This is a genomic window from Pseudomonas sp. USTB-Z, assembly GCF_019691255.1.
Taxonomy (GTDB): Bacteria; Pseudomonadota; Gammaproteobacteria; order Pseudomonadales; family Pseudomonadaceae; genus Aquipseudomonas; species Aquipseudomonas alloputida.
The window spans coordinates 98,601-115,396 of sequence record NZ_JAECZP010000013.1; the positions used below are offsets into that span (position 1 = coordinate 98,601).

General features: G+C 62.4%; 21 protein-coding genes. 12 read left to right on the top strand and 9 right to left on the bottom strand.

Annotated elements, in window-relative coordinates:
• Positions 1-38 precede the first annotated feature (38 nt).
• From ribBA to nrdR, 4 genes are read right to left on the bottom strand one after another with little or no spacing between them, the layout of a single operon-like run.
• Positions 39-1,130, bottom strand: a complete 1,092-nt coding sequence (gene ribBA / locus I8746_RS16435; RefSeq protein ID WP_003255398.1) for a bifunctional 3,4-dihydroxy-2-butanone-4-phosphate synthase/GTP cyclohydrolase II — start codon at positions 1,128-1,130, stop codon at positions 39-41.
• 18 nt (positions 1,131-1,148) lie between these two features.
• On the bottom strand, positions 1,149-1,814 hold the full coding sequence (locus I8746_RS16440; protein ID WP_003255399.1) for a riboflavin synthase: 666 nt from the start codon (positions 1,812-1,814) through the stop codon (positions 1,149-1,151).
• A 42-nt stretch (positions 1,815-1,856) separates the two neighbouring features.
• Positions 1,857-2,987: a bifunctional diaminohydroxyphosphoribosylaminopyrimidine deaminase/5-amino-6-(5-phosphoribosylamino)uracil reductase RibD gene (gene ribD / locus I8746_RS16445; protein WP_011953347.1), complete on the bottom strand. Its 1,131-nt coding sequence runs from the start codon at positions 2,985-2,987 to the stop codon at positions 1,857-1,859.
• Between the two features lie 2 nt (positions 2,988-2,989).
• On the bottom strand, positions 2,990-3,454 hold the full coding sequence (gene nrdR, locus I8746_RS16450; protein ID WP_003255402.1) for a transcriptional regulator NrdR: 465 nt from the start codon (positions 3,452-3,454) through the stop codon (positions 2,990-2,992).
• A gap of 106 nt (positions 3,455-3,560) precedes the next feature.
• On the opposite strand from nrdR, the gene I8746_RS16455 reads away from it, so the two are divergent.
• From I8746_RS16455 to trxA, 3 genes are read left to right on the top strand one after another with little or no spacing between them, the layout of a single operon-like run.
• On the top strand, positions 3,561-4,007 hold the full coding sequence (locus I8746_RS16455; RefSeq protein ID WP_003255404.1) for a YbaY family lipoprotein: 447 nt from the start codon (positions 3,561-3,563) through the stop codon (positions 4,005-4,007).
• 3 nt (positions 4,008-4,010) lie between these two features.
• Complete coding sequence (locus I8746_RS16460; RefSeq protein ID WP_088513617.1) at positions 4,011-4,667, top strand: methyltransferase; 657 nt, start codon at positions 4,011-4,013, stop codon at positions 4,665-4,667.
• Between the two features lie 31 nt (positions 4,668-4,698).
• Entirely contained in the window at positions 4,699-5,571 is an 873-nt protein-coding gene (gene trxA / locus I8746_RS16465) for a thioredoxin (RefSeq protein WP_221100843.1), read from the top strand.
• Between the two features lie 151 nt (positions 5,572-5,722).
• Here the strand turns inward: trxA and I8746_RS16470 are convergent, their stop codons facing one another.
• Entirely contained in the window at positions 5,723-6,067 is a 345-nt protein-coding gene (locus I8746_RS16470) for a hypothetical protein (protein ID WP_221100844.1), read from the bottom strand.
• Positions 6,068-6,197: 130 nt separating this feature from the next.
• Here I8746_RS16470 and I8746_RS16475 point away from each other — a divergent pair, with 130 nt between their 5' ends.
• The 5 genes from I8746_RS16475 to I8746_RS16495 all read left to right on the top strand — a co-directional run bounded on the left by I8746_RS16475 (position 6,198) and on the right by I8746_RS16495 (position 10,181).
• Positions 6,198-6,773: a DUF2796 domain-containing protein gene (locus I8746_RS16475; RefSeq protein ID WP_014755171.1), complete on the top strand. Its 576-nt coding sequence runs from the start codon at positions 6,198-6,200 to the stop codon at positions 6,771-6,773.
• Complete coding sequence (locus tag I8746_RS16480; protein WP_014755170.1) at positions 6,774-7,484, top strand: ABC transporter ATP-binding protein; 711 nt, start codon at positions 6,774-6,776, stop codon at positions 7,482-7,484.
• Entirely contained in the window at positions 7,484-8,749 is a 1,266-nt protein-coding gene (locus I8746_RS16485) for an ABC transporter permease (protein WP_011953341.1), read from the top strand. Before I8746_RS16480 ends, I8746_RS16485 begins: the two co-directional genes overlap by 1 nt.
• 126 nt (positions 8,750-8,875) lie before the next feature.
• Positions 8,876-9,388 carry a DUF3299 domain-containing protein gene (locus I8746_RS16490; protein ID WP_014755168.1) on the top strand — a complete coding sequence of 171 codons (513 nt, stop codon included), beginning with the start codon at positions 8,876-8,878 and terminating at the stop codon, positions 9,386-9,388.
• Between the two features lie 109 nt (positions 9,389-9,497).
• The gene (locus tag I8746_RS16495; protein WP_003255412.1) at positions 9,498-10,181 is read left to right on the top strand and encodes an OmpW family protein; all 684 of its coding nucleotides are present in this window, start codon (positions 9,498-9,500) and stop codon (positions 10,179-10,181) included.
• Here I8746_RS16495 and I8746_RS16500 read toward each other — a convergent pair.
• Positions 10,169-11,374, bottom strand: a complete 1,206-nt coding sequence (locus tag I8746_RS16500) for an MFS transporter (protein ID WP_011953339.1) — start codon at positions 11,372-11,374, stop codon at positions 10,169-10,171. The two genes, I8746_RS16495 and I8746_RS16500, sit on opposite strands and share 13 nt — an antisense overlap.
• A gap of 103 nt (positions 11,375-11,477) precedes the next feature.
• Between I8746_RS16500 and I8746_RS16505 the strand changes: the two genes are divergently transcribed.
• Positions 11,478-11,921, top strand: a complete 444-nt coding sequence (locus tag I8746_RS16505; protein ID WP_014755166.1) for a helix-turn-helix domain-containing protein — start codon at positions 11,478-11,480, stop codon at positions 11,919-11,921.
• 30 nt (positions 11,922-11,951) lie between these two features.
• Here I8746_RS16505 and I8746_RS16510 read toward each other — a convergent pair whose 3' ends face one another.
• Positions 11,952-12,884, bottom strand: a complete 933-nt coding sequence (locus I8746_RS16510; RefSeq protein ID WP_014755165.1) for an NAD-dependent epimerase/dehydratase family protein — start codon at positions 12,882-12,884, stop codon at positions 11,952-11,954.
• A complete protein-coding gene (locus tag I8746_RS16515) occupies positions 12,877-13,761 on the bottom strand; it encodes a sugar nucleotide-binding protein (RefSeq protein ID WP_221100845.1) in 885 nt (294 codons plus the stop codon). Before I8746_RS16515 ends, I8746_RS16510 begins: the two co-directional genes overlap by 8 nt.
• 258 nt (positions 13,762-14,019) lie before the next feature.
• On the opposite strand from I8746_RS16515, the gene I8746_RS27225 reads away from it, so the two are divergent.
• From I8746_RS27225 to I8746_RS16525, 3 genes are read left to right on the top strand one after another with little or no spacing between them, the layout of a single operon-like run.
• Complete coding sequence (locus I8746_RS27225; RefSeq protein ID WP_003255421.1) at positions 14,020-14,154, top strand: hypothetical protein; 135 nt, start codon at positions 14,020-14,022, stop codon at positions 14,152-14,154.
• A gap of 17 nt (positions 14,155-14,171) precedes the next feature.
• A complete protein-coding gene (locus I8746_RS16520; protein WP_221100846.1) occupies positions 14,172-14,963 on the top strand; it encodes a TSUP family transporter in 792 nt (263 codons plus the stop codon).
• Positions 14,964-14,971: 8 nt separating this feature from the next.
• Positions 14,972-15,826 carry an alpha/beta hydrolase gene (locus I8746_RS16525; RefSeq protein WP_221100847.1) on the top strand — a complete coding sequence of 285 codons (855 nt, stop codon included), beginning with the start codon at positions 14,972-14,974 and terminating at the stop codon, positions 15,824-15,826.
• Positions 15,827-15,828: 2 nt separating this feature from the next.
• Here the strand turns inward: I8746_RS16525 and I8746_RS16530 are convergent, their stop codons facing one another.
• Positions 15,829-16,638 (bottom strand): helix-turn-helix transcriptional regulator, encoded by an 810-nt coding sequence (locus I8746_RS16530; RefSeq protein ID WP_003255426.1) that lies wholly within the window; start codon positions 16,636-16,638, stop codon positions 15,829-15,831.
• Between the last annotated feature and the right edge of the window lie 158 nt (positions 16,639-16,796).

Consider the following 16,796-nt stretch of genomic DNA (forward strand, 5'->3'; position numbering starts at 1 on the left):
GTCTGGACTCGAGCAGAGGGCGTCAATGCCGCCTCAAGTCACTCGGAGGGCACGTATTCTACAACTTCCAGATCGAATCCGGATATCGCGTTGAACTTCATCGGCGAACTCATCAGGCGCATCTTGCGCACACCGAGGTCGCGCAGGATCTGCGAACCGGCCCCCACAGTGCTGTAGGTAGTCGGTGCCTTGGCCGGTGCATCGCCCGCGCTTTCGCGGATGTGCGCCAGCAGCACGTCGCCGTCCAGCGGGTGCCCCAGCAGCAGCACCACGCCACTGCCGGCTTCGGCCACTGCGGCCATGGCCGCGCGCAGGCTCCAGCGGCCTGGCTGCTTGACCAGCAGCAGGTCACGCAGTGGGTCCATATTGTGTACCCGTACCAAGGTCGGCTCTTCGGCGCAGATCTTGCCCAGGGTCAAGGCCATGTGCACGTCGCCTTCGACCGCGTCACGGTAGGTGACCAGGTTGAACTCACCCAGCTCGCTCTCCACCGATTGCTCGGAAACTCGCTGCACGGTGCGCTCGTGGATCATGCGGTAGTGGATCAGGTCGGCAATGGTGCCGATCTTCAGGCCGTGCTCGGCGGCGAACACTTCCAGTTCGGCGCGGCGCGACATGGTGCCGTCGTCGTTCATCACTTCGCAGATCACGCCGCTTGGCTCGAAACCGGCCATGCGCGCCAGGTCACAGGCGGCTTCGGTGTGGCCGGCACGCGCCAGCGTACCGCCTGGCTGGGCCATCAGCGGGAAGATGTGACCAGGACTGACAATGTCTTCGGCCTTGGCGTCCTTGGCAGCGGCAGCCTGCACAGTGCGTGCGCGGTCGGCGGCGGAAATACCGGTGGTGACGCCCTCGGCGGCCTCGATCGACACAGTGAACTTGGTGCCGAAGCCCGAGCCGTTGCGCGGCGCCATCAACGGCAGCTTCAGCGTTTCACAACGCTCGCGGGTCATCGGCATGCAGATCAGGCCACGGGCATGCTTGGCCATGAAGTTGATGTGCTCCGGCTGGCAGCATTCGGCCGCCATGATGATGTCGCCTTCGTTCTCGCGGTCTTCGTCATCCATCAGGATGACCATTTTGCCCTGGCGGATGTCTTCGACCAGTTCTTCGATGCTGTTGAGCGCCACGCGGCACCCCCTTCTCAATCAGGATTTCAAGAAGCCATTGGCGGCCAGGAAGCTTTCGGTAATGCCACTGCCCTTGCTCGGTTCGGCGGCCTTGTCACCCAGCAGCAAGCGCTCCAGGTAACGGGCCAGCAGGTCGACCTCAAGGTTTACCCGACGCCCTGCACGGTAATCGGCCATGATGGTTTCGGACAGAGTGTGCGGGACAATGGTCAGCTCGAACTCGGCGCCATTGACCTCATTGACCGTCAGGCTGGTGCCGTCGACGGTGATCGAACCCTTGTGGGCGATGTACTTGGCCAGTTCCTTCGGTGCACGCACGCGGAACTGGATGGCGCGGGCGTTATCGCTGCGCGAAATGATTTCGCCAACCCCGTCGACGTGGCCGCTGACCAGGTGCCCGCCCAGGCGGGTGGTGGGGGTCAGGGCTTTTTCCAGGTTGACCTTGCTGCCGCTCTTGAGGTCGATGAAGGCGGTGCGCTTGAGGGTTTCGACGCTGACATCGGCCCAAAAGCCGTCGCCCGGCAGTTCTACGGCCGTGAGGCATACACCGTTGACGGCGATGCTGTCGCCGAGCTTGACGTCCCCCAGGTCGAGCTTGCCGGTTTCTACGTAGACGCGCACGTCACCACCCTTGGGGGTCAGGCTGCGGATGGTGCCGATGGATTCGATGATGCCGGTGAACATGGGGTCTTCCTCAAAAACGGTTTGCGCGGGGCAAGCCCGGCATTATACGCCGGGTGCTGGCAGGGGGATGGCCGTGACCCGCCAGTCATCGCCCACTGCGCGCATTTCGGTAATTTTCAGCCGTGGTGCTTCGCTCATCTTGTCCATCGGCCAGTCCAGCAGCGGCCGGGCCTGAGAGCCGAGGAAGGTGCCAGCGACGAACAGCTGGTACTCGTCGACCAGGCCTTGCCGTGCAAAGGCACCGACCAGGCCGGCACCGGCTTCCAGCAGGACTTCGTTGACGCCGCGGGCGGCCAGGGCATGAAGCAGCGCCCCCAGGTCGACCTGGCCATTGTCGCCCGGCAAGCTGAGCAATTCGTGGCCGGCAGCGGCATAGCGCGGGTCATCTGCGACAGCAGTCACCACCAGCGTTGGGCCCGCCTGGAAGAACGGCGCCGCCAGTGGCAGGCGCAGGCGGCCATCGACCAGCACCCGCAAGGGTGTGCGGCTGAGTGCCAGGGCGGCTGTTTCGGCATCCAGGCCCAGCTCGGCGCCACGCACGGTCATGCGTGCGTTGTCTGCCAGCACGCTGGCGGCGCTGGTCAGCACCACGCTGGAGCGGGCGCGCAAGCGCTGAACGGCTGAGCGCGCGGCCGGGCCGGTGATCCACTGGCTTTCACCACTGGCCATGGCAGTGCGGCCATCCAGGCTCATGGCCAGTTTGGCGCGAACGAACGGCAGGCCGTGCTCCATACGCTTGAGGAAGCCTGGGTTGAGGGCGCGGGCCTCGGCTTCGAGCACCCCGCTGGCCACTTCGATTCCAGCTTCGGCCAGGCGCCGCAGGCCCTGCCCCGCCACTTGTGGGTTAGGGTCCTGCATGGCGGCTACGACACGGGCCACGCCGGCCTTGACCAGTGCCTCGGCACACGGTGGCGTACGGCCATGATGGCTGCATGGTTCCAGGGTGACGTAGGCACAAGCACCGCGGGCAAGTTCACCGGCCTGACGCAGGGCATGCACTTCGGCATGGGGCTCGCCGGCGCGCACGTGCCAGCCTTCACCGACCACTTCGCCATCGCGCACGATCACGCAGCCTACGCGCGGGTTCGGGTGGGTGGTGTACAGGCCTTTACGCGCCAGCTCCAGCGCGCGGGCCATGTAGTGGGCGTCGAGAATGGCAGCTTGGCTGGGCATGTTCACTCTTTAGCTGGCTCACGGGCCAGGCGGTCGATTTCTTCGCGGAACTCGTCGAGGTCCTGGAAGCGCCGGTACACCGAAGCAAAGCGGATATAGGCCACTTCATCGAGTTTGCGCAACTCGGCCATGACCATTTCACCGACCACCAACGATTTGACTTCGCGCTCGCCTGTGGCACGCAGCCGGCTCTTGATGTGCGCCAGCGCAGCTTCCAGGCGCTCGACGCTGACCGGACGCTTTTCCAGGGCCCGTTGCATACCAGCGCGCAGTTTTTCTTCGTCGAAGGGCTGACGCGTGCCGTCCTGCTTGATCAGCCGGGGCAGCACCAGCTCGGCGGTTTCGAAGGTGGTGAAGCGCTCGCCGCAGGCCACGCATTCACGGCGGCGGCGCACCTGCTCGCCCTCGGCGACGAGGCGAGAGTCGATGACCTTGGTGTCGTTGGCACCGCAAAAGGGACAGTGCATGGTGGCAGGCAACAAAAAAAGGGAGGGCCATGGTAGCGCATTGCACTGGCAAGACAAGCCAAAGGGGTTAACATCCATGGGAAATATGCCCGTGAAGGACTCCCCCATGCACTACCGAGCGCTCGTCGTGCTGTGCTGCGCCGCTCTGCTTGCCGCCTGCGGCAGCGACAGGCCAAAGACCGACAACCCAGTGCCCGCGCCAGCCCCTTCGGCCAAGGCCGAAGTACTGGGCCCGCTGCCGGCCTACCAGCGCGAGCTGAGCGGCACCTTGCTGGAAATTCCGGCGGGTGCCGAGGTGGAACTGGCCTTGCTGGTGATCGACGAACGCGACCGCCCGCAGCGCCTGCTGGCCAGCAGTAATCTGACCGGTACCGGCCAGGCACTGCCCTACCACCTGCGCTTCAACCCCGAAGCCTTCCCGCCCGGTGCCCGGGTCGAACTGCGTGGCCGCGCCAGCAACTCCGGCCAGCTGATCATGCACCTGCCCCCGGTGCGCATTACCCAAGCACAAACCCAGGCCACCGGCCCGCTGCGTTTCGAGAAGGCGCCTTAAGTGATGCCGCTGGCTCTGCAACGGGCCCTCAGCGGCCTGATCGGCGAAGCACGCCTGATCGTCAGCGAACTGCCCGACTGTGACCTGAAGCTATGGCTGATCGACGACCAGAACATGGATCGCGCCTTCAGCAGCGAAGAAACCCGGCGCATTCTTGAAGAACCTCCCTATTGGAGCTTCTGCTGGGCCAGCGGGCTGGCAATGGCCCGCTACCTGGCCGAACGCCCGGAGTGGGTGGCGGGCAAGCGCGTGCTGGACTTTGGTGCCGGCTCTGGTATCGCCGGCATTGCTGCTGCACGCGCCGGAGCACGGGAAGTGGTGGCCTGCGACCTCGACCCGCTGGCCCTCGATGCCTGCCGTGCGAATGCAGCACTGAACGGGGTGACATTACGCTACAGCAGCGATTTTTTTGCCGAGGAAGACCGCTTCGACCTGATCCTGGTTGCCGATGTGCTGTACGACCGCGCCAACCTGCCGCTGCTGGATGCCTTCCTGAGCCGCGGCCGGGAGGCCTTGGTGGCCGACTCGCGGGTACGTGACTTTCACCACCCGTTGTACCAGCAATTGGGCGTGCTCGAAGCACTGACCCTGCCGGACCTGGCCGAGCCACACGAATTCCGCCGGGTCAGCCTGTACCACGCCAGCCGCGACACCTTATAGTGGTGCCATACACGAGTTTGCGAGAGTCGCGATGACCCAAGACACGCCTTACATTTTCGACGCCACCGATACCACCTTCCAACAGCTGGTGATCGAAAACTCCTTCCACAAGCCGGTGCTGGTGGACTTCTGGGCCGAGTGGTGCGCGCCGTGCAAGGCGCTGATGCCATTGCTGGCAAAGATTGCCGAGGGTTACCAGGGCGAACTGCTGCTGGCCAAGATCAACTGCGACGTGGAGCAACAGGTGGTTGCCCAGTTCGGCATCCGTAGCCTGCCGACAGTGGTGCTGTTCAAGGACGGTCAGCCGGTGGACGGTTTTGCCGGGGCGCAACCGGAGTCGGCGATCCGCGCCATGCTCGAGCCGCATGTACAACTGCCAGCCGCGCCCACCGCCTCGCCACTGGAGCAGGCAAAGGCGCTGTTTGCCGAAAGCCGTTTTGCCGAAACCGAAGCGCTGTTGCAGGCGCTGCTGGGTGAGGACAACAGCAATGTCGAGGCGCTGATCCTGTATGCCCGCTGCCTGGCCGAGCGTGGCGAGCTGGGCGAAGCGCAAGTGGTGCTGGATGCGGTCAAGACTGACGAACACAAAGCTGCACTGGCCGGTGCCAAGGCCCAGCTGACCTTCCTGCGCCAGGCTGCCAGCCTGCCGGAAGTGGCAGACCTTAAAAGCCGTCTGGCGCAGAACCCGCAAGACGACGAGGCGGCTTATCAGCTGAGCATTCAGCAACTGGCGCGCCAGCAGTATGAGGCGGCGCTGGAGGGGCTGCTGAAGCTGTTCCAGCGTAACCGTGGCTACGAGAACGGGCTGCCGCAGAAGGCGCTGTTGCAGGTGTTCGAATTGCTGGGTGGCGATCACCCGCTGGTTGGTGTTTATCGTCGCAAGCTGTCGGCGGCGATGTTCTGAGTGACCTTGAAGCCTGCGCTGGACCTGTGAGAGCGGGCATGCCCGCGAAGAAACCGACACAGTGGATGGCACCGGCTCTGCCGGTGTTCGCGGGTAAACCCGCTCCTACGGGTGACAGCGCAGGCGTTTCAATTTTCAAGCAAGACAGCGCTCACCCTACCCAGTGATAAACAGGCGCATCCACGCCGCTCTCCACCTTTACCTCACTGCTGTGCCGCAAGCGCACCAGCAACCGTTTACCCGCCGCCGTACTCCCCGCCAACCCTTCCAGCCGGTCCAGCAATTCCGGCCCGCTCATCTGTCCTGCCAGACGCAACACATTACGCGCCGCAGCCCACTGACCGTCATCTTGGCGCGGTGCGACCACCGCAGCTGTCGCGGCCGCCTGGGCTACCATCGGCACCTCGGTCTGCCGCCCCAGTTGCGCCCACTCTTCAGGCGTCAGCTCGATGGTCAGGTCCACCGGCCAATCACCAATCTGTCCACGAATTCTCATGATGCATTCCTTGAGCCCAAATCAATGCAGCCATGCTACCGCAACATGAAACATGCGCCACACAGGCTGGCGGCACGCCGAGAAGTTGTTATAACATAACTCGATCTTTCAGCCCGCTCCGGAGTCGTCCATGCGTCGCCTGCTGCTCGCCCTGCCCTTCGCTTTGCTGCCACTGGCCGTGGCCCATGCTCACGATGACCATGATCATGACCATGCCCACGGCTCCCTCGGCGCCCACGAGCATGGCGTAGCCAAGCTAAACGCAGTGCTCGATGGCAATACCTTGGAACTGGAACTGGACAGCCCGGCAATGAACCTGGTCGGCTTCGAGCATGCCGCCAGCAGCGATGCCGACAAGGCCAAAGTCGCCGCCGTGCGCCAGCAACTTGAACAACCACTAAAGCTGTTCGGCCTTTCCGCCGCCGCAGGCTGCAAGGAAGACCAGCAGGCACTGGAAAGCCCTCTCTTCGGTGACGCCTCCAAGGCCGACGACGAGGGTGACGAGCACGAGCACGGCCATCAGCACAGCGACATCGGCGCCCATTATCAGCTGACTTGCGCCAACCCCGACAAACTGACAGAGCTGGACCTGGCGCCGCTGTTCAAGGCCTTCCCCGCCACCCAGAAAATCAACGTGCAACTGATCGGCCCCAATGGCCAGAAAGGCGTGGAAACCACGCCGGCCAAGGCAACGGTCGCCTTCTGAATGAACCAGCCGTTGATCGATCTGCATGACCTGATGTTCGCCTGGCCAGGTCACCCGCCGCTGCTGGATATTCCGTCATTACGCCTGGACGCTGGTGAAGCGCTGTTTCTCAAGGGCCCCAGCGGCAGTGGCAAGACGACCTTGCTGGGCCTGCTGGGCGGGGTGAACGTGCCGGTCCAGGGCCGCATCCAGTTGCTCGGTCAGGACCTTGGCAGCCTGAGCCAGGGCGCCCGCGACCGCTTTCGGGTCGATCACACCGGGTATATCTTCCAGCAGTTCAACCTGCTGCCGTTCCTCTCGGTACGTGAAAACGTCGAGCTGCCCTGCCGCTTCTCGCGCAGCCGCAAGGCCCGCGCCGAGCAGCGCCATGGCAGTGTTGACCAGGCGGCCAGCACGCTGCTGACCCACCTGGGCCTGGGTGACCCTGCCATGCTCGCCCGCCGCGCCGACAGCCTGTCGATCGGCCAGCAGCAACGGGTCGCCGCCGCCCGCGCACTGATCGGCCAGCCTGAGCTGGTGATTGCCGACGAACCGACCTCGGCACTGGATGCAGACACCCGTGAAGCGTTCATCCGCCTGCTGTTCGATGAGTGCCGTGCCGCCGGTGCCAGCTTGCTGTTCGTCAGCCACGACCAGAGCCTGGCACCGCTGTTCGACCGCCACCTGTCGCTTGCCGAACTGAACCGCGCCGCCAAGCCCCGGGAGGCCTGATGTACCTGCTCCGCCTTGCCTTGGCCAGCCTGGCCAACCGCCGCTTCACCGCGTTTCTGACCGCCTTTGCCATTGCCCTGTCGGTGTGCCTGCTGCTGGCTGTTGAGCGGGTCCGTACCGAAGCCCGTGCCAGCTTCGCCAGCACCATCAGCGGCACCGACCTGATTGTCGGTGCACGCTCCGGCTCGGTGAACCTGCTGCTGTATTCGGTGTTCCGCATTGGCAACGCGACCAACAACATCCGCTGGGACAGCTTCCAGCACTATGCACAGGACCCACGGGTGAAGTGGGCAATCCCGATCTCGCTGGGCGACTCGCACCGCGGTTACAGAGTGATGGGTACCACCACGGATTACTTCAGCCATTACCAGTACGGCCGCCGCCAGCACCTGGAACTGAGCCAGGGGCGTACGTTCGCCAACGACCCGTTCGAAGTGGTGCTCGGCGCCGAAGTGGCCGAGGCATTGCACTACAAGCTGGGTGACAAGCTGGTGCTGGCCCACGGTGTGGCCGCAATCAGCCTGGTCAAGCACGACGACAAGCCGTTTACCGTGGTCGGCGTACTCAAGCGCACCGGCACACCCGTCGACCGCACCCTGCATATCAGCCTGGGCGGCATGGAAGCGATCCATATCGACTGGCACAACGGCGTACCCGCCCGTGGCGCCGGCCGCATCAGCGCCGAGCAGGCCCGTACCATGGACCTGCAACCTGCCGCCATCACTGCGTTCATGCTTGGCCTTAACAGCAAGATCGCAACCTTCAGTTTGCAGCGAGAGATCAACGAGTACCGCAGCGAGCCGCTGCTGGCGATCCTGCCAGGGGTCGCCCTGCAGGAGCTGTGGAGCCTGATGGGCACTGCAGAACAGGCATTGTTCGTGGTGTCACTGTTCGTGGTGCTGACCGGTTTGATCGGCATGCTCACGGCGATTCTCACCAGCCTCAACGAACGCCGCCGAGAGATGGCGATACTGCGTTCGGTCGGGGCCCGGCCTTGGCATATTGCGGGGTTGCTGGTACTGGAAGCACTGTCACTGGCCTCAGTCGGGATCGTGGCCGGGCTTGGCTTGCTATATGCGGGTATCGCCCTGGCACAGGGGTATGTGCAGGCCAACTATGGTTTGTACTTGCCACTGGCTATGCCGAGTACCCATGAATGGACCTTGCTGGCTATCATCCTGGGGGCCGCGTTGCTGATGGGCAGCGTGCCGGCGTGGCGGGCTTACCGGCAATCGCTGGCCGACGGCCTGTCCATACACCTCTGAGTGCGCGTAATGATCAAACACCTCACCGCCTGCTTCGCGGGCACGCCCGCTCCCACAGGGAGCCCCGCAGGCTTCGGAGCGTGTGCAGTACCTGTGGGAGCGGGCATGCCCGCGAAGAGGCCGGCAATGCACATGCTGCTGGCCTTGCTGTTGCTGGTAGCGATGCCTCTATGGGCCGCCGAACCCAAGGAGCTGGACTGGCCCGCCCTGATCCCCGAAGGCGCCCCGGTCATCCCGCCGCAACTCACCCCGCTGCACGACATGTCACAGCTCAGCAACGCCCTGTCTGCCGAATCCGCCCCACCCGCGCGCCAACAGGCGCCCGACGCGCCAGTGGTAAAAAGCCTCGACGGCCAACAGGTCAAACTTCCCGGCTACATCGTGCCACTGGAGGTCAGCGAAGAAGGCCGCACCACCGAATTCCTGCTGGTCCCTTACTATGGCGCGTGCATCCACGTGCCGCCGCCACCGCCGAACCAGATCGTGCACATTTTCAGCGAGATGGGCGTGCGCGTCGAAGACCTCTACCAGCCCTACTGGATCGAGGGAAAGATGCAGGTTAGAGCTTCCAGCAGCGAGTTGGCCGACGCCGGCTACCAGATGGAAGCCGAGAAAATCTACGCTTATGAGCTGAGATGAGAACTGTTTCGAATTCGTGAAGACGCTTCTTTGAGCTGGGTCAAACTTTCCGTTTAACCAGCTCCGTACCATTGGACCACTCGATTAATAACGTCCTTTGGGAGCTTCCATGAACAAGTCCTTGCTGGGTGCCTCGCTTGTGGCCCTTGCGCTCGCCGCCCCTGCCGCCCACGCCTATCAGGCGGGGGACATGATCCTGCGCGCAGGCGCCATCACCACCGCCCCGAACGAGAGCAGCGGCGACCTCAAGTTTGACGGTAACAAGGTGTCAGGCACCAAGGCGACCCTGGACAGCGATACCCAGTTGGGCCTGACCTTTGCCTACATGCTCACCGACCACATCGGCCTGGAGCTGCTGGCAGCTACCCCGTTCAAGCACACCGTCGCCGTAAAAGGCCTGGGCGGCGGGCTGGACGGCAAGCTGGCAGACATCAAGCAACTGCCACCGACGCTGTCGCTGCAGTACTACCCAATGGAACCGAATTCGCGCTTCCAGCCGTACGCTGGCGTCGGTATCAACTACACCCTGTTCTTTGACGAAGACTTGAGCAGCGCACGCAAGCAACAAGGCTTCAGCAACCTCAAGCTGCAGGATTCGGTAGGTATCGCCGGCCAACTGGGCATGGACTACTTGCTGACCGACAACCTGCTGGTAAACGCCTCGGTCTGGTACGTCGACATCGACACCAAGGCCAGCGTCAACGGCCCGACCGCCCTTGGCTACAGCAAGACCAAGGTCAACGTCGACGTCGACCCATGGGTATACATGGTCGGCCTTGGCTACAAGTTCTGACCTGAACATTGCAGGGCGGCTTCGGCCGCCCTCGCGCGTTGCAGCCATAGCCAGTAGCACAGTGCGACGGCACTGATGCCCATGCCAAGCCCACACACGGCAACCCAGCCCCAGTGTGCATACACCCAGCTCGCCAACACCGCCCCCAAACCGCTGCCCAGCGAATAGCAACACATGTAGGCGCCGATCAAACGGCTAGCCATCGCACCACGTCCGGCCAGCAACAGGCTCTGGTTGGTGACATGCACTGCCTGCACGGCAAAGTCCAGCATCAGCACACCCAGCACGAAGGCCAGCAATGAATGCTCGACGAACGCTGTTGGCAGCCACGACAGCGTCAGCAGGGCCAACGACACCCCGGTCGTACGCTCACCCCTTCCAAGGTCGGCCAGACGACCGGCATGCGAAGCCGCCAGCGTACCCGCGACACCTGCCAGGCCAAACAGGCCGATCTCGGTATGGCTCAGCGCCAGCGGCGCAGCACTGAGCGGCATGACCATGGCACTCCACAGCACGCTGAATGCGGCGAAGATCAACACACCGAACACGCCGCGCTGGCGCAGCAACCGGTCGTGCCGATACAGGCTGAACTGAGCCATGATCAGCGCCCGGTAACCCGGCCGACTCCTCATCGGCTGCCCGCCGGGCAGACTGCGCCACAGCACCAGCGCCAACACCATCAAGAGCCCTGCGGCGACCAGGTACACACTTCGCCAACCGGCCAGGTCAGCGAGCCCGCCCGAAGCCAGCCGTGCCAGCAGAATACCCAGCACCACACCACTGGTGACGGTGCCTACCGCCTGCCCTTGCTGGCCAGGTGAGGCCAGGCTCGCGGCATGAGCCACCATCACCTGCACCATGACTGCCATCAACCCGGCGATAGCCAAAGCCAGCAGCAATATTGCCCAGTTCGGCGCCATGCCAACGCCGACCAGCGCAAGCGCCGAGAACAGCAACTGGCCAAGCAACAGACGTTTACGGTCGACCAAGTCCCCGAGGGGAACAATCAGTAGCAGCCCCAGGGCGTAACCCCCCTGGGTCGCGCCAACGACCCAGCCAATCTGCTGCTGCGCCACCCCCAACTCAGCAGCCATCGACTCAAGCAGCGGTTGAGCGAAGTACACCGTCGCCACAGCCATCGCACTGGTGGTGGCAAGCAACAGGGTTATCCAGCGTGTCAGCGAAGGTGTCATCCGGCAAAGCCTCTGGAATCTGGTTTCAATTTGAAACCACATGCTGGCTATTTAGCAAATGTGGTTTTAATCTGCAACCAGGTAATCAAGGCAGGCTTGCCCCATGCTCGATGAAAACAATGCGCAGTGCCCCGTGGCCCGGGCTCTGGAGGTGCTGGGTGACCGTTGGGCGCTGATGATCCTGCGCGATGCCTTTGACGGCCTACGGCGTTTCAGTGAATTTCAGAAGAACCTGGGGCTGGCGAAGAACATCCTCACCTCGCGGCTAAAGCTGTTGGTGGGAAGTGGGTTGCTGATGACACAGCCGGCGTCGGATGGCAGTGCCTATAAAGAATATGTGCTGACCGACAAAGGGCGGTCGGTGTTTCCAGTGGTGGTTGGTTTGAGGCAGTGGGGGGAGCGGTTTCTGTTCGAGGCGGGAGAAGCGCGTTCGGAACTGGTGGACGGCGTGACGGGGCAGGCGCTTGAGATATTGCAGGTCCGCGCCCAGGATGGGCGGGTCTTACATCCCGAAGATTGCCAGCGCAGAAGGGTGCGGCATGGGTGATGTCAGGGCTGCTGAGCAGCCCCGCGGGGCTCAGCCTTTACCGAGAAGCTTTGCCAGGCCTTCAACCATCGGCGTTACCTGCGCAAATTTGAACCGCGCCAACAACCGCTGGTTATCCGCTCGCGAATGGCGGATATCACCCGATCGCGCCGCCGCATAGCTGATCGCTGGCAAGCTCCCAACAACCTTCTCCAGCGCAGCCAGCAACTGGTTCAGTGAGGTCGCCTGGTTCAGCCCGATGTTCACCGCCCCCTCCTCGACCTGCGGCTGCTCCAGTGCCTGCACCATCACCTGCACCAGGTCGCCCACGTAAAGGAAGTCACGGGTCTGCTCGCCGTCACCGAACACTGTAATCGGCAAGCCCTGCACAGCGCGCTCGCAGAAGATGCTGATCACCCCGGAATACGGTGAGGAAGGGTCCTGCCGTGGCCCGAAGATATTGAAGAAGCGAAACACCACCGGCTCCAGACCATGCTGGCGACGGTAGAAGTCCAGGTACTGCTCACTGGCCAGCTTGTCCACGGCATAAGGGGTCAACGGCGCCTTGGGCGTGTCTTCGGAAATCGACTCCCCTTCACCATTGTTGCCGTACACCGCTGCGCTGGAGGCGAAGAGCACCCGGCGCACGCCATGCACGCGCATGGCTTCGCAAACGTTGAGGGTACCGATGAAGTTACTCTGGTGGGTACGCACCGGGTCTTCGACCGAGGCCTGAACCGACGCTACCGCCGCCAGATGCACCACAGCACGGCAGCCAGCCGCAGCCTGAGTGACCAGCCCTGCATCGGCAACATCACCTTCGATCAGTTCCAGCCGTGGGTGGTCGACCTGCAGATTGCTTCGCCGGCCCGTGGAGAAGTCGTCGAGAATGCGTACGGCGTAGCCTTTGTCCAACAACGCATCGCACAGGTGGGAGCCAATGAAGCCGGCACCGCCGGTGATCAGGATGGGGGCGTCAGCCATGGCGGTAGAACCGGTCCAGTAGAGGTGGCAAACCAGCGCGCCAGGCACGCGGCTTGATACCGAAGGTATGAAGGATTTTCTTGCAGGCCAGTACCGCGTGCTGTGGCTCTTCGCTGGCATCCGGGCGCGCGGCATGGGCCTGCGGCGTGGGGGCCTGAACGGCCAGCTGGCGGTATTGACCGGCCTCGGCGAGGATCGCCTGGCCCAGCGCCAGCGGCGTGGTCGCCTCATTGCCGGCGTAATGGTAGGTGCCCCACAGCGGCGCATTGCAATCCAGTTGCTTGAGCACCGACAGGATCACTCGGGCGGCATCATCAACCGGCGTCGGGTTGCCACGTCGATCATCGGCCAGCAGCAGTTCCTGTGGTTGCTCGGCACGGGTCAGGAAGCGGCCCAACGCGCCATCGATGCTCTCGTCCAGCATCCAGCCAAAGCGCAGCAACACATGCTGCGGGCAGGCCGCACGCACGCTCTGCTCTATGCGCCATAGGGCCTGGCCACGCAAGCCCAGCGGCACTGGCTCGTCCTTTTCGCTATAGGCCGTGGCCCGCGAACCATCGAACACACGGTAGCTGGAGGGCTGCACCAAGGTGATCTGATGGTGCTGGCACAGCTCTGCCAACCGCTCCACCGCCCGCTCCTGTTGAGCCAGGCGCTGCTCGCTGACCGACTCGGCCTGGAACCAGTCGAAGTAATAGGCCAGGTTGACCAGCGCGTCGGGGCGATGGTCATCGAGCAGCTGAGTGAGGCTTGAGGGCGCCCAGCCGTTCTCGGGCGGGCGCGGTGCCAGGAATGCGATGTCCTCCTCGGCCCCAAGACGAATCAGCGCTTGCCCGAGGGCATTGCCACCACCCAACAGCATTAGGCGCATACGCATAGAGTCAGCAGATCCGGAGAGGTTGATGAGAAAAAAGAGTCATTTTGCGGTTTCCTGCCCGGGAAGTCCAACACCGGACCCGTTCGATGCCACAGGGGGTGATTCCACCGTTTCACTGCTCAATACCGCCACAGACAGAAATCTCCTACGACATACGAGGAATGGGCTGACTACCACGTCTCGGCATAACTGCATTGAATAGTCGACTCCCCACTTGCCAGCCAGGGAGTTTCACCTAAAAACGACAAGGAACGTTCAATGCTTCATTCGGAAGCTGCCTACCTGGATTTCTACCCAGAGGGCAACCGGCGCCTGCTTATCCGTCAGTTCGGATACTCCCCCTTCGCCGTACCGTTGGTGCTCGCTGAAGACCCGCTGCTGGTACGTGGTTGAGCACAGGAAAATACTCCATGATCGAAATCGACTTGACGTTTGTTCTGCTACTCGCACTGGTTGCACTGATGGCCGGCTTTTTTGATGCTATCGCCGGCGGCGGTGGCCTTATCACGCTCCCGGTGTTGTTTATTGCCGGTGTAGAACCCTTGGCAGCTATTGCCACTAACAAGTTCCAGGCAGCTTCGGCTACGGTTTCGGCTACGTGCGCCTTCGCCCGCAAAGGCATGATCGACTGGAGACAAGGCAGTCCCATGGCTGTCATGGCGTTTATCGGCGGGGCGCTGGGGGCCTTGTCGATAACTTACGTCCCCAAAAGCGTTCTGCAGGCGTGCGTCCCACCACTGCTGATCCTGATCGCCGCCTACTTTGCCTTCAGTCCAAAGCCGAATGAACAAGCGCGCAAGGCAAAGGTATCGACTAGCCTATTCTGCGTGACGGCTGCACCCATCATTGGCTTTTATGACGGCATCTTCGGCCCCGGAGTCGGCTCGTTCTTCATGCTGGCCTGCGTGGTCCTCTTGGGCCAGCACCTCATTCAAGCCGTATGCACCAGCAAGCTTTTGAACGCGGCCTGTAACCTGGGCGCATTGTCAGTTTTTTCTCTCAGCGGGGCGATCATCTGGCCGCTGGCGCTGGCAATGGCGCTCGCCGCCTTTCTGGGCGCACAATTGGGGGCTCGCTGCGCAGTTCGCTTCGGCTCGCGCCTCATAAAACCGCTGCTGGTCAGCGTCTGCTGCATCATGGCACTCAAACTGCTGCTCGATACCGGCAACCCGCTCGGCGAATGGCTCAACCAGTTCCTCTAGAGAGCACCATGCACATTGATATGGCTTCCCCGCAGCGCGTGAAGTGGCAGTTTGACGAGCCCGCCCCGGGCAAAGAGCTGTTCATCAATGAAGTCTTTGAAAACTACCAGCAACAGGCGCGATTGCTGGTACCTGATATCGAGCGCGCAGCCCCCGCATTCGTTTTGGGGGGCGCGCGTTCCGACTTTACCCGGCTCAACCCTCTGCTTTATCGCCTGCAAACCGCAGGCATTGGTTCACTCACTGGCAATCTGTCAGGTCATAGCCTCGCCAGCGAGCCAGGCGCGATGTCGCCGTCACTGGCTACGAACCTTGATGAAGCAAAGCGTTTCCACGCGCATATCGCGCCTCGATGCCGAACGCTCATTGGCCACAGCCTTGGCGCGGCAATTACGCTTAAGCTTGCAGCACAGTTGCCACAAGTGGACAGCATCGTATTGATCTGCCCTGCAGTTTATCCAGACGATGCCCACCAGGCGCCGTTCGGCCCGGCATTCACTGCCGCCATCAACAAGCCTTTCGGTTTTCTGGAGAGCGATAGCTACACCTTCCTCAACCAGTTTCGAGGAAGAGTATTGATGGTGATCGGCGAGTACGACGGGCTCAACTCCCAGCGATTCGGCAAAGGCCCCGGCACCAGCGCTGGCAACCTGTGGCTTGCTGGCACTGAACGCTATAGCCCGATTCCTGAAGAAGTTACCCTCGCCTTGATGCGAGCAGTTTCAGCGTCACGTTTGCAATGCCTGTTTCTTACCGACTGCGACCATGGCATCACAGCTCATTTGCGCAGTACTCCGGCAATAGCGGACCAGGTTGCCGACACGGTCGCAACGTTCATCCTCGACAATGCTAAAGGCGTTTAGCATTACTCGATCTCGAACAGACCATTGCGCAATGGCGCCACGCTCAATCGCTCGCGCACATCGTCATCTATGCGCGGATCATCCGGCCGGTACAGTTTCACCTGCCGATACGCATTGATGCGATTGATCTCCTCGCCCAGGTATTCCCACACCACCCGGGTACAGGCCGGGTTTCGCCGGTCACCGCTGGATACGCCGGCCTTCAAGCCATTCAGCCGGGTAATGCGGCTTTTGAAGCTGGGGATGAGGATGGTCTGGCTCATTTCGTTGAACGTCAGCGACTCGTAGTCGATGAGGAACATCCGGTCCTGCAGCTGGAACGCCGCCCCCAGGTAGCGGCAGCGTACCTCGGCATGCTGATCGGTGGCACTGGAGCGCTCCTGCCGTTCCTGGCGCTCGAACAGAAAACGGCCGCGTTCTTCCCACAGGTGCACCAGCGACACGAGGGTCGTGCCCGGCACCGACATGCAGTTGGAGTACTCGAAGTAGTAACCGCAATAGCGCGAAAGGTTGCCGCCATGTTCGTGCAACGGGCGGAACAACTCGCTGATCGGGTCACTGGGCTGCTGGGCCTGGGGCGATACCCGCGCACCGATCAGACGGGCGAACTGCTCGGCGGGCAGGTTCAGTTCGTAATCCTCGACACCGAAGAAGTCGCCGATACGCTTCAGGTTGAAAGCCGTCGGACGGCTTTGCCCGCTCAGGTACTTGTTGAACTGCGCGCGGTTGATCGACAGCTGGCGGCAAACTTCGGAAATAGAGCGGTAGTGACTGCAGGCAAGTTTGAGGTTTGTAGCGAAGTGATCGCTCATATGCGGAATCCAGGTGACGCGAATGACGCCATTGTAGCATCAAGTCGCATCAAGTCAGAGCAATCCGCGAAATTGTAACCACTCTTGTCATAGCCAACCATGCGCCCCAACGAATAGCGGTGCGCCTGCCGTCCGCTGGTCTTTCCACACGAAGAATA

What these genes read in the sequence shown, in the direction of transcription:
- I8746_RS16440 (WP_003255399.1), bottom strand. Translation starts at nt 1,814, where the DNA reads ATGTTCACCGGCATCATCGAATCCATCGGCACCATCCGCAGCCTGACC.
- I8746_RS16500 (WP_011953339.1), bottom strand. Translation starts at nt 11,374, where the DNA reads ATGACACCTTCGCTGACACGCTGGATAACCCTGTTGCTTGCCACCACC.
- I8746_RS16485 (WP_011953341.1), top strand. Translation starts at nt 7,484, where the DNA reads ATGTACCTGCTCCGCCTTGCCTTGGCCAGCCTGGCCAACCGCCGCTTC.
- I8746_RS16480 (WP_014755170.1), top strand. Translation starts at nt 6,774, where the DNA reads ATGAACCAGCCGTTGATCGATCTGCATGACCTGATGTTCGCCTGGCCA.
- I8746_RS16515 (WP_221100845.1), bottom strand. Translation starts at nt 13,761, where the DNA reads ATGCGTATGCGCCTAATGCTGTTGGGTGGTGGCAATGCCCTCGGGCAA.
- I8746_RS16470 (WP_221100844.1), bottom strand. Translation starts at nt 6,067, where the DNA reads ATGAGAATTCGTGGACAGATTGGTGATTGGCCGGTGGACCTGACCATC.
- I8746_RS16530 (WP_003255426.1), bottom strand. Translation starts at nt 16,638, where the DNA reads ATGAGCGATCACTTCGCTACAAACCTCAAACTTGCCTGCAGTCACTAC.
- I8746_RS16505 (WP_014755166.1), top strand. Translation starts at nt 11,478, where the DNA reads ATGCTCGATGAAAACAATGCGCAGTGCCCCGTGGCCCGGGCTCTGGAG.
- I8746_RS16475 (WP_014755171.1), top strand. Translation starts at nt 6,198, where the DNA reads ATGCGTCGCCTGCTGCTCGCCCTGCCCTTCGCTTTGCTGCCACTGGCC.
- I8746_RS16495 (WP_003255412.1), top strand. Translation starts at nt 9,498, where the DNA reads ATGAACAAGTCCTTGCTGGGTGCCTCGCTTGTGGCCCTTGCGCTCGCC.
- I8746_RS16520 (WP_221100846.1), top strand. Translation starts at nt 14,172, where the DNA reads ATGATCGAAATCGACTTGACGTTTGTTCTGCTACTCGCACTGGTTGCA.
- I8746_RS16455 (WP_003255404.1), top strand. Translation starts at nt 3,561, where the DNA reads ATGCACTACCGAGCGCTCGTCGTGCTGTGCTGCGCCGCTCTGCTTGCC.
- I8746_RS16510 (WP_014755165.1), bottom strand. Translation starts at nt 12,884, where the DNA reads ATGGCTGACGCCCCCATCCTGATCACCGGCGGTGCCGGCTTCATTGGC.
- I8746_RS16460 (WP_088513617.1), top strand. Translation starts at nt 4,011, where the DNA reads ATGCCGCTGGCTCTGCAACGGGCCCTCAGCGGCCTGATCGGCGAAGCA.
- nrdR (WP_003255402.1), bottom strand. Translation starts at nt 3,454, where the DNA reads ATGCACTGTCCCTTTTGCGGTGCCAACGACACCAAGGTCATCGACTCT.
- I8746_RS27225 (WP_003255421.1), top strand. Translation starts at nt 14,020, where the DNA reads ATGCTTCATTCGGAAGCTGCCTACCTGGATTTCTACCCAGAGGGCAAC.
- I8746_RS16525 (WP_221100847.1), top strand. Translation starts at nt 14,972, where the DNA reads ATGCACATTGATATGGCTTCCCCGCAGCGCGTGAAGTGGCAGTTTGAC.
- trxA (WP_221100843.1), top strand. Translation starts at nt 4,699, where the DNA reads ATGACCCAAGACACGCCTTACATTTTCGACGCCACCGATACCACCTTC.
- I8746_RS16490 (WP_014755168.1), top strand. Translation starts at nt 8,876, where the DNA reads ATGCACATGCTGCTGGCCTTGCTGTTGCTGGTAGCGATGCCTCTATGG.
- ribD (WP_011953347.1), bottom strand. Translation starts at nt 2,987, where the DNA reads ATGCCCAGCCAAGCTGCCATTCTCGACGCCCACTACATGGCCCGCGCG.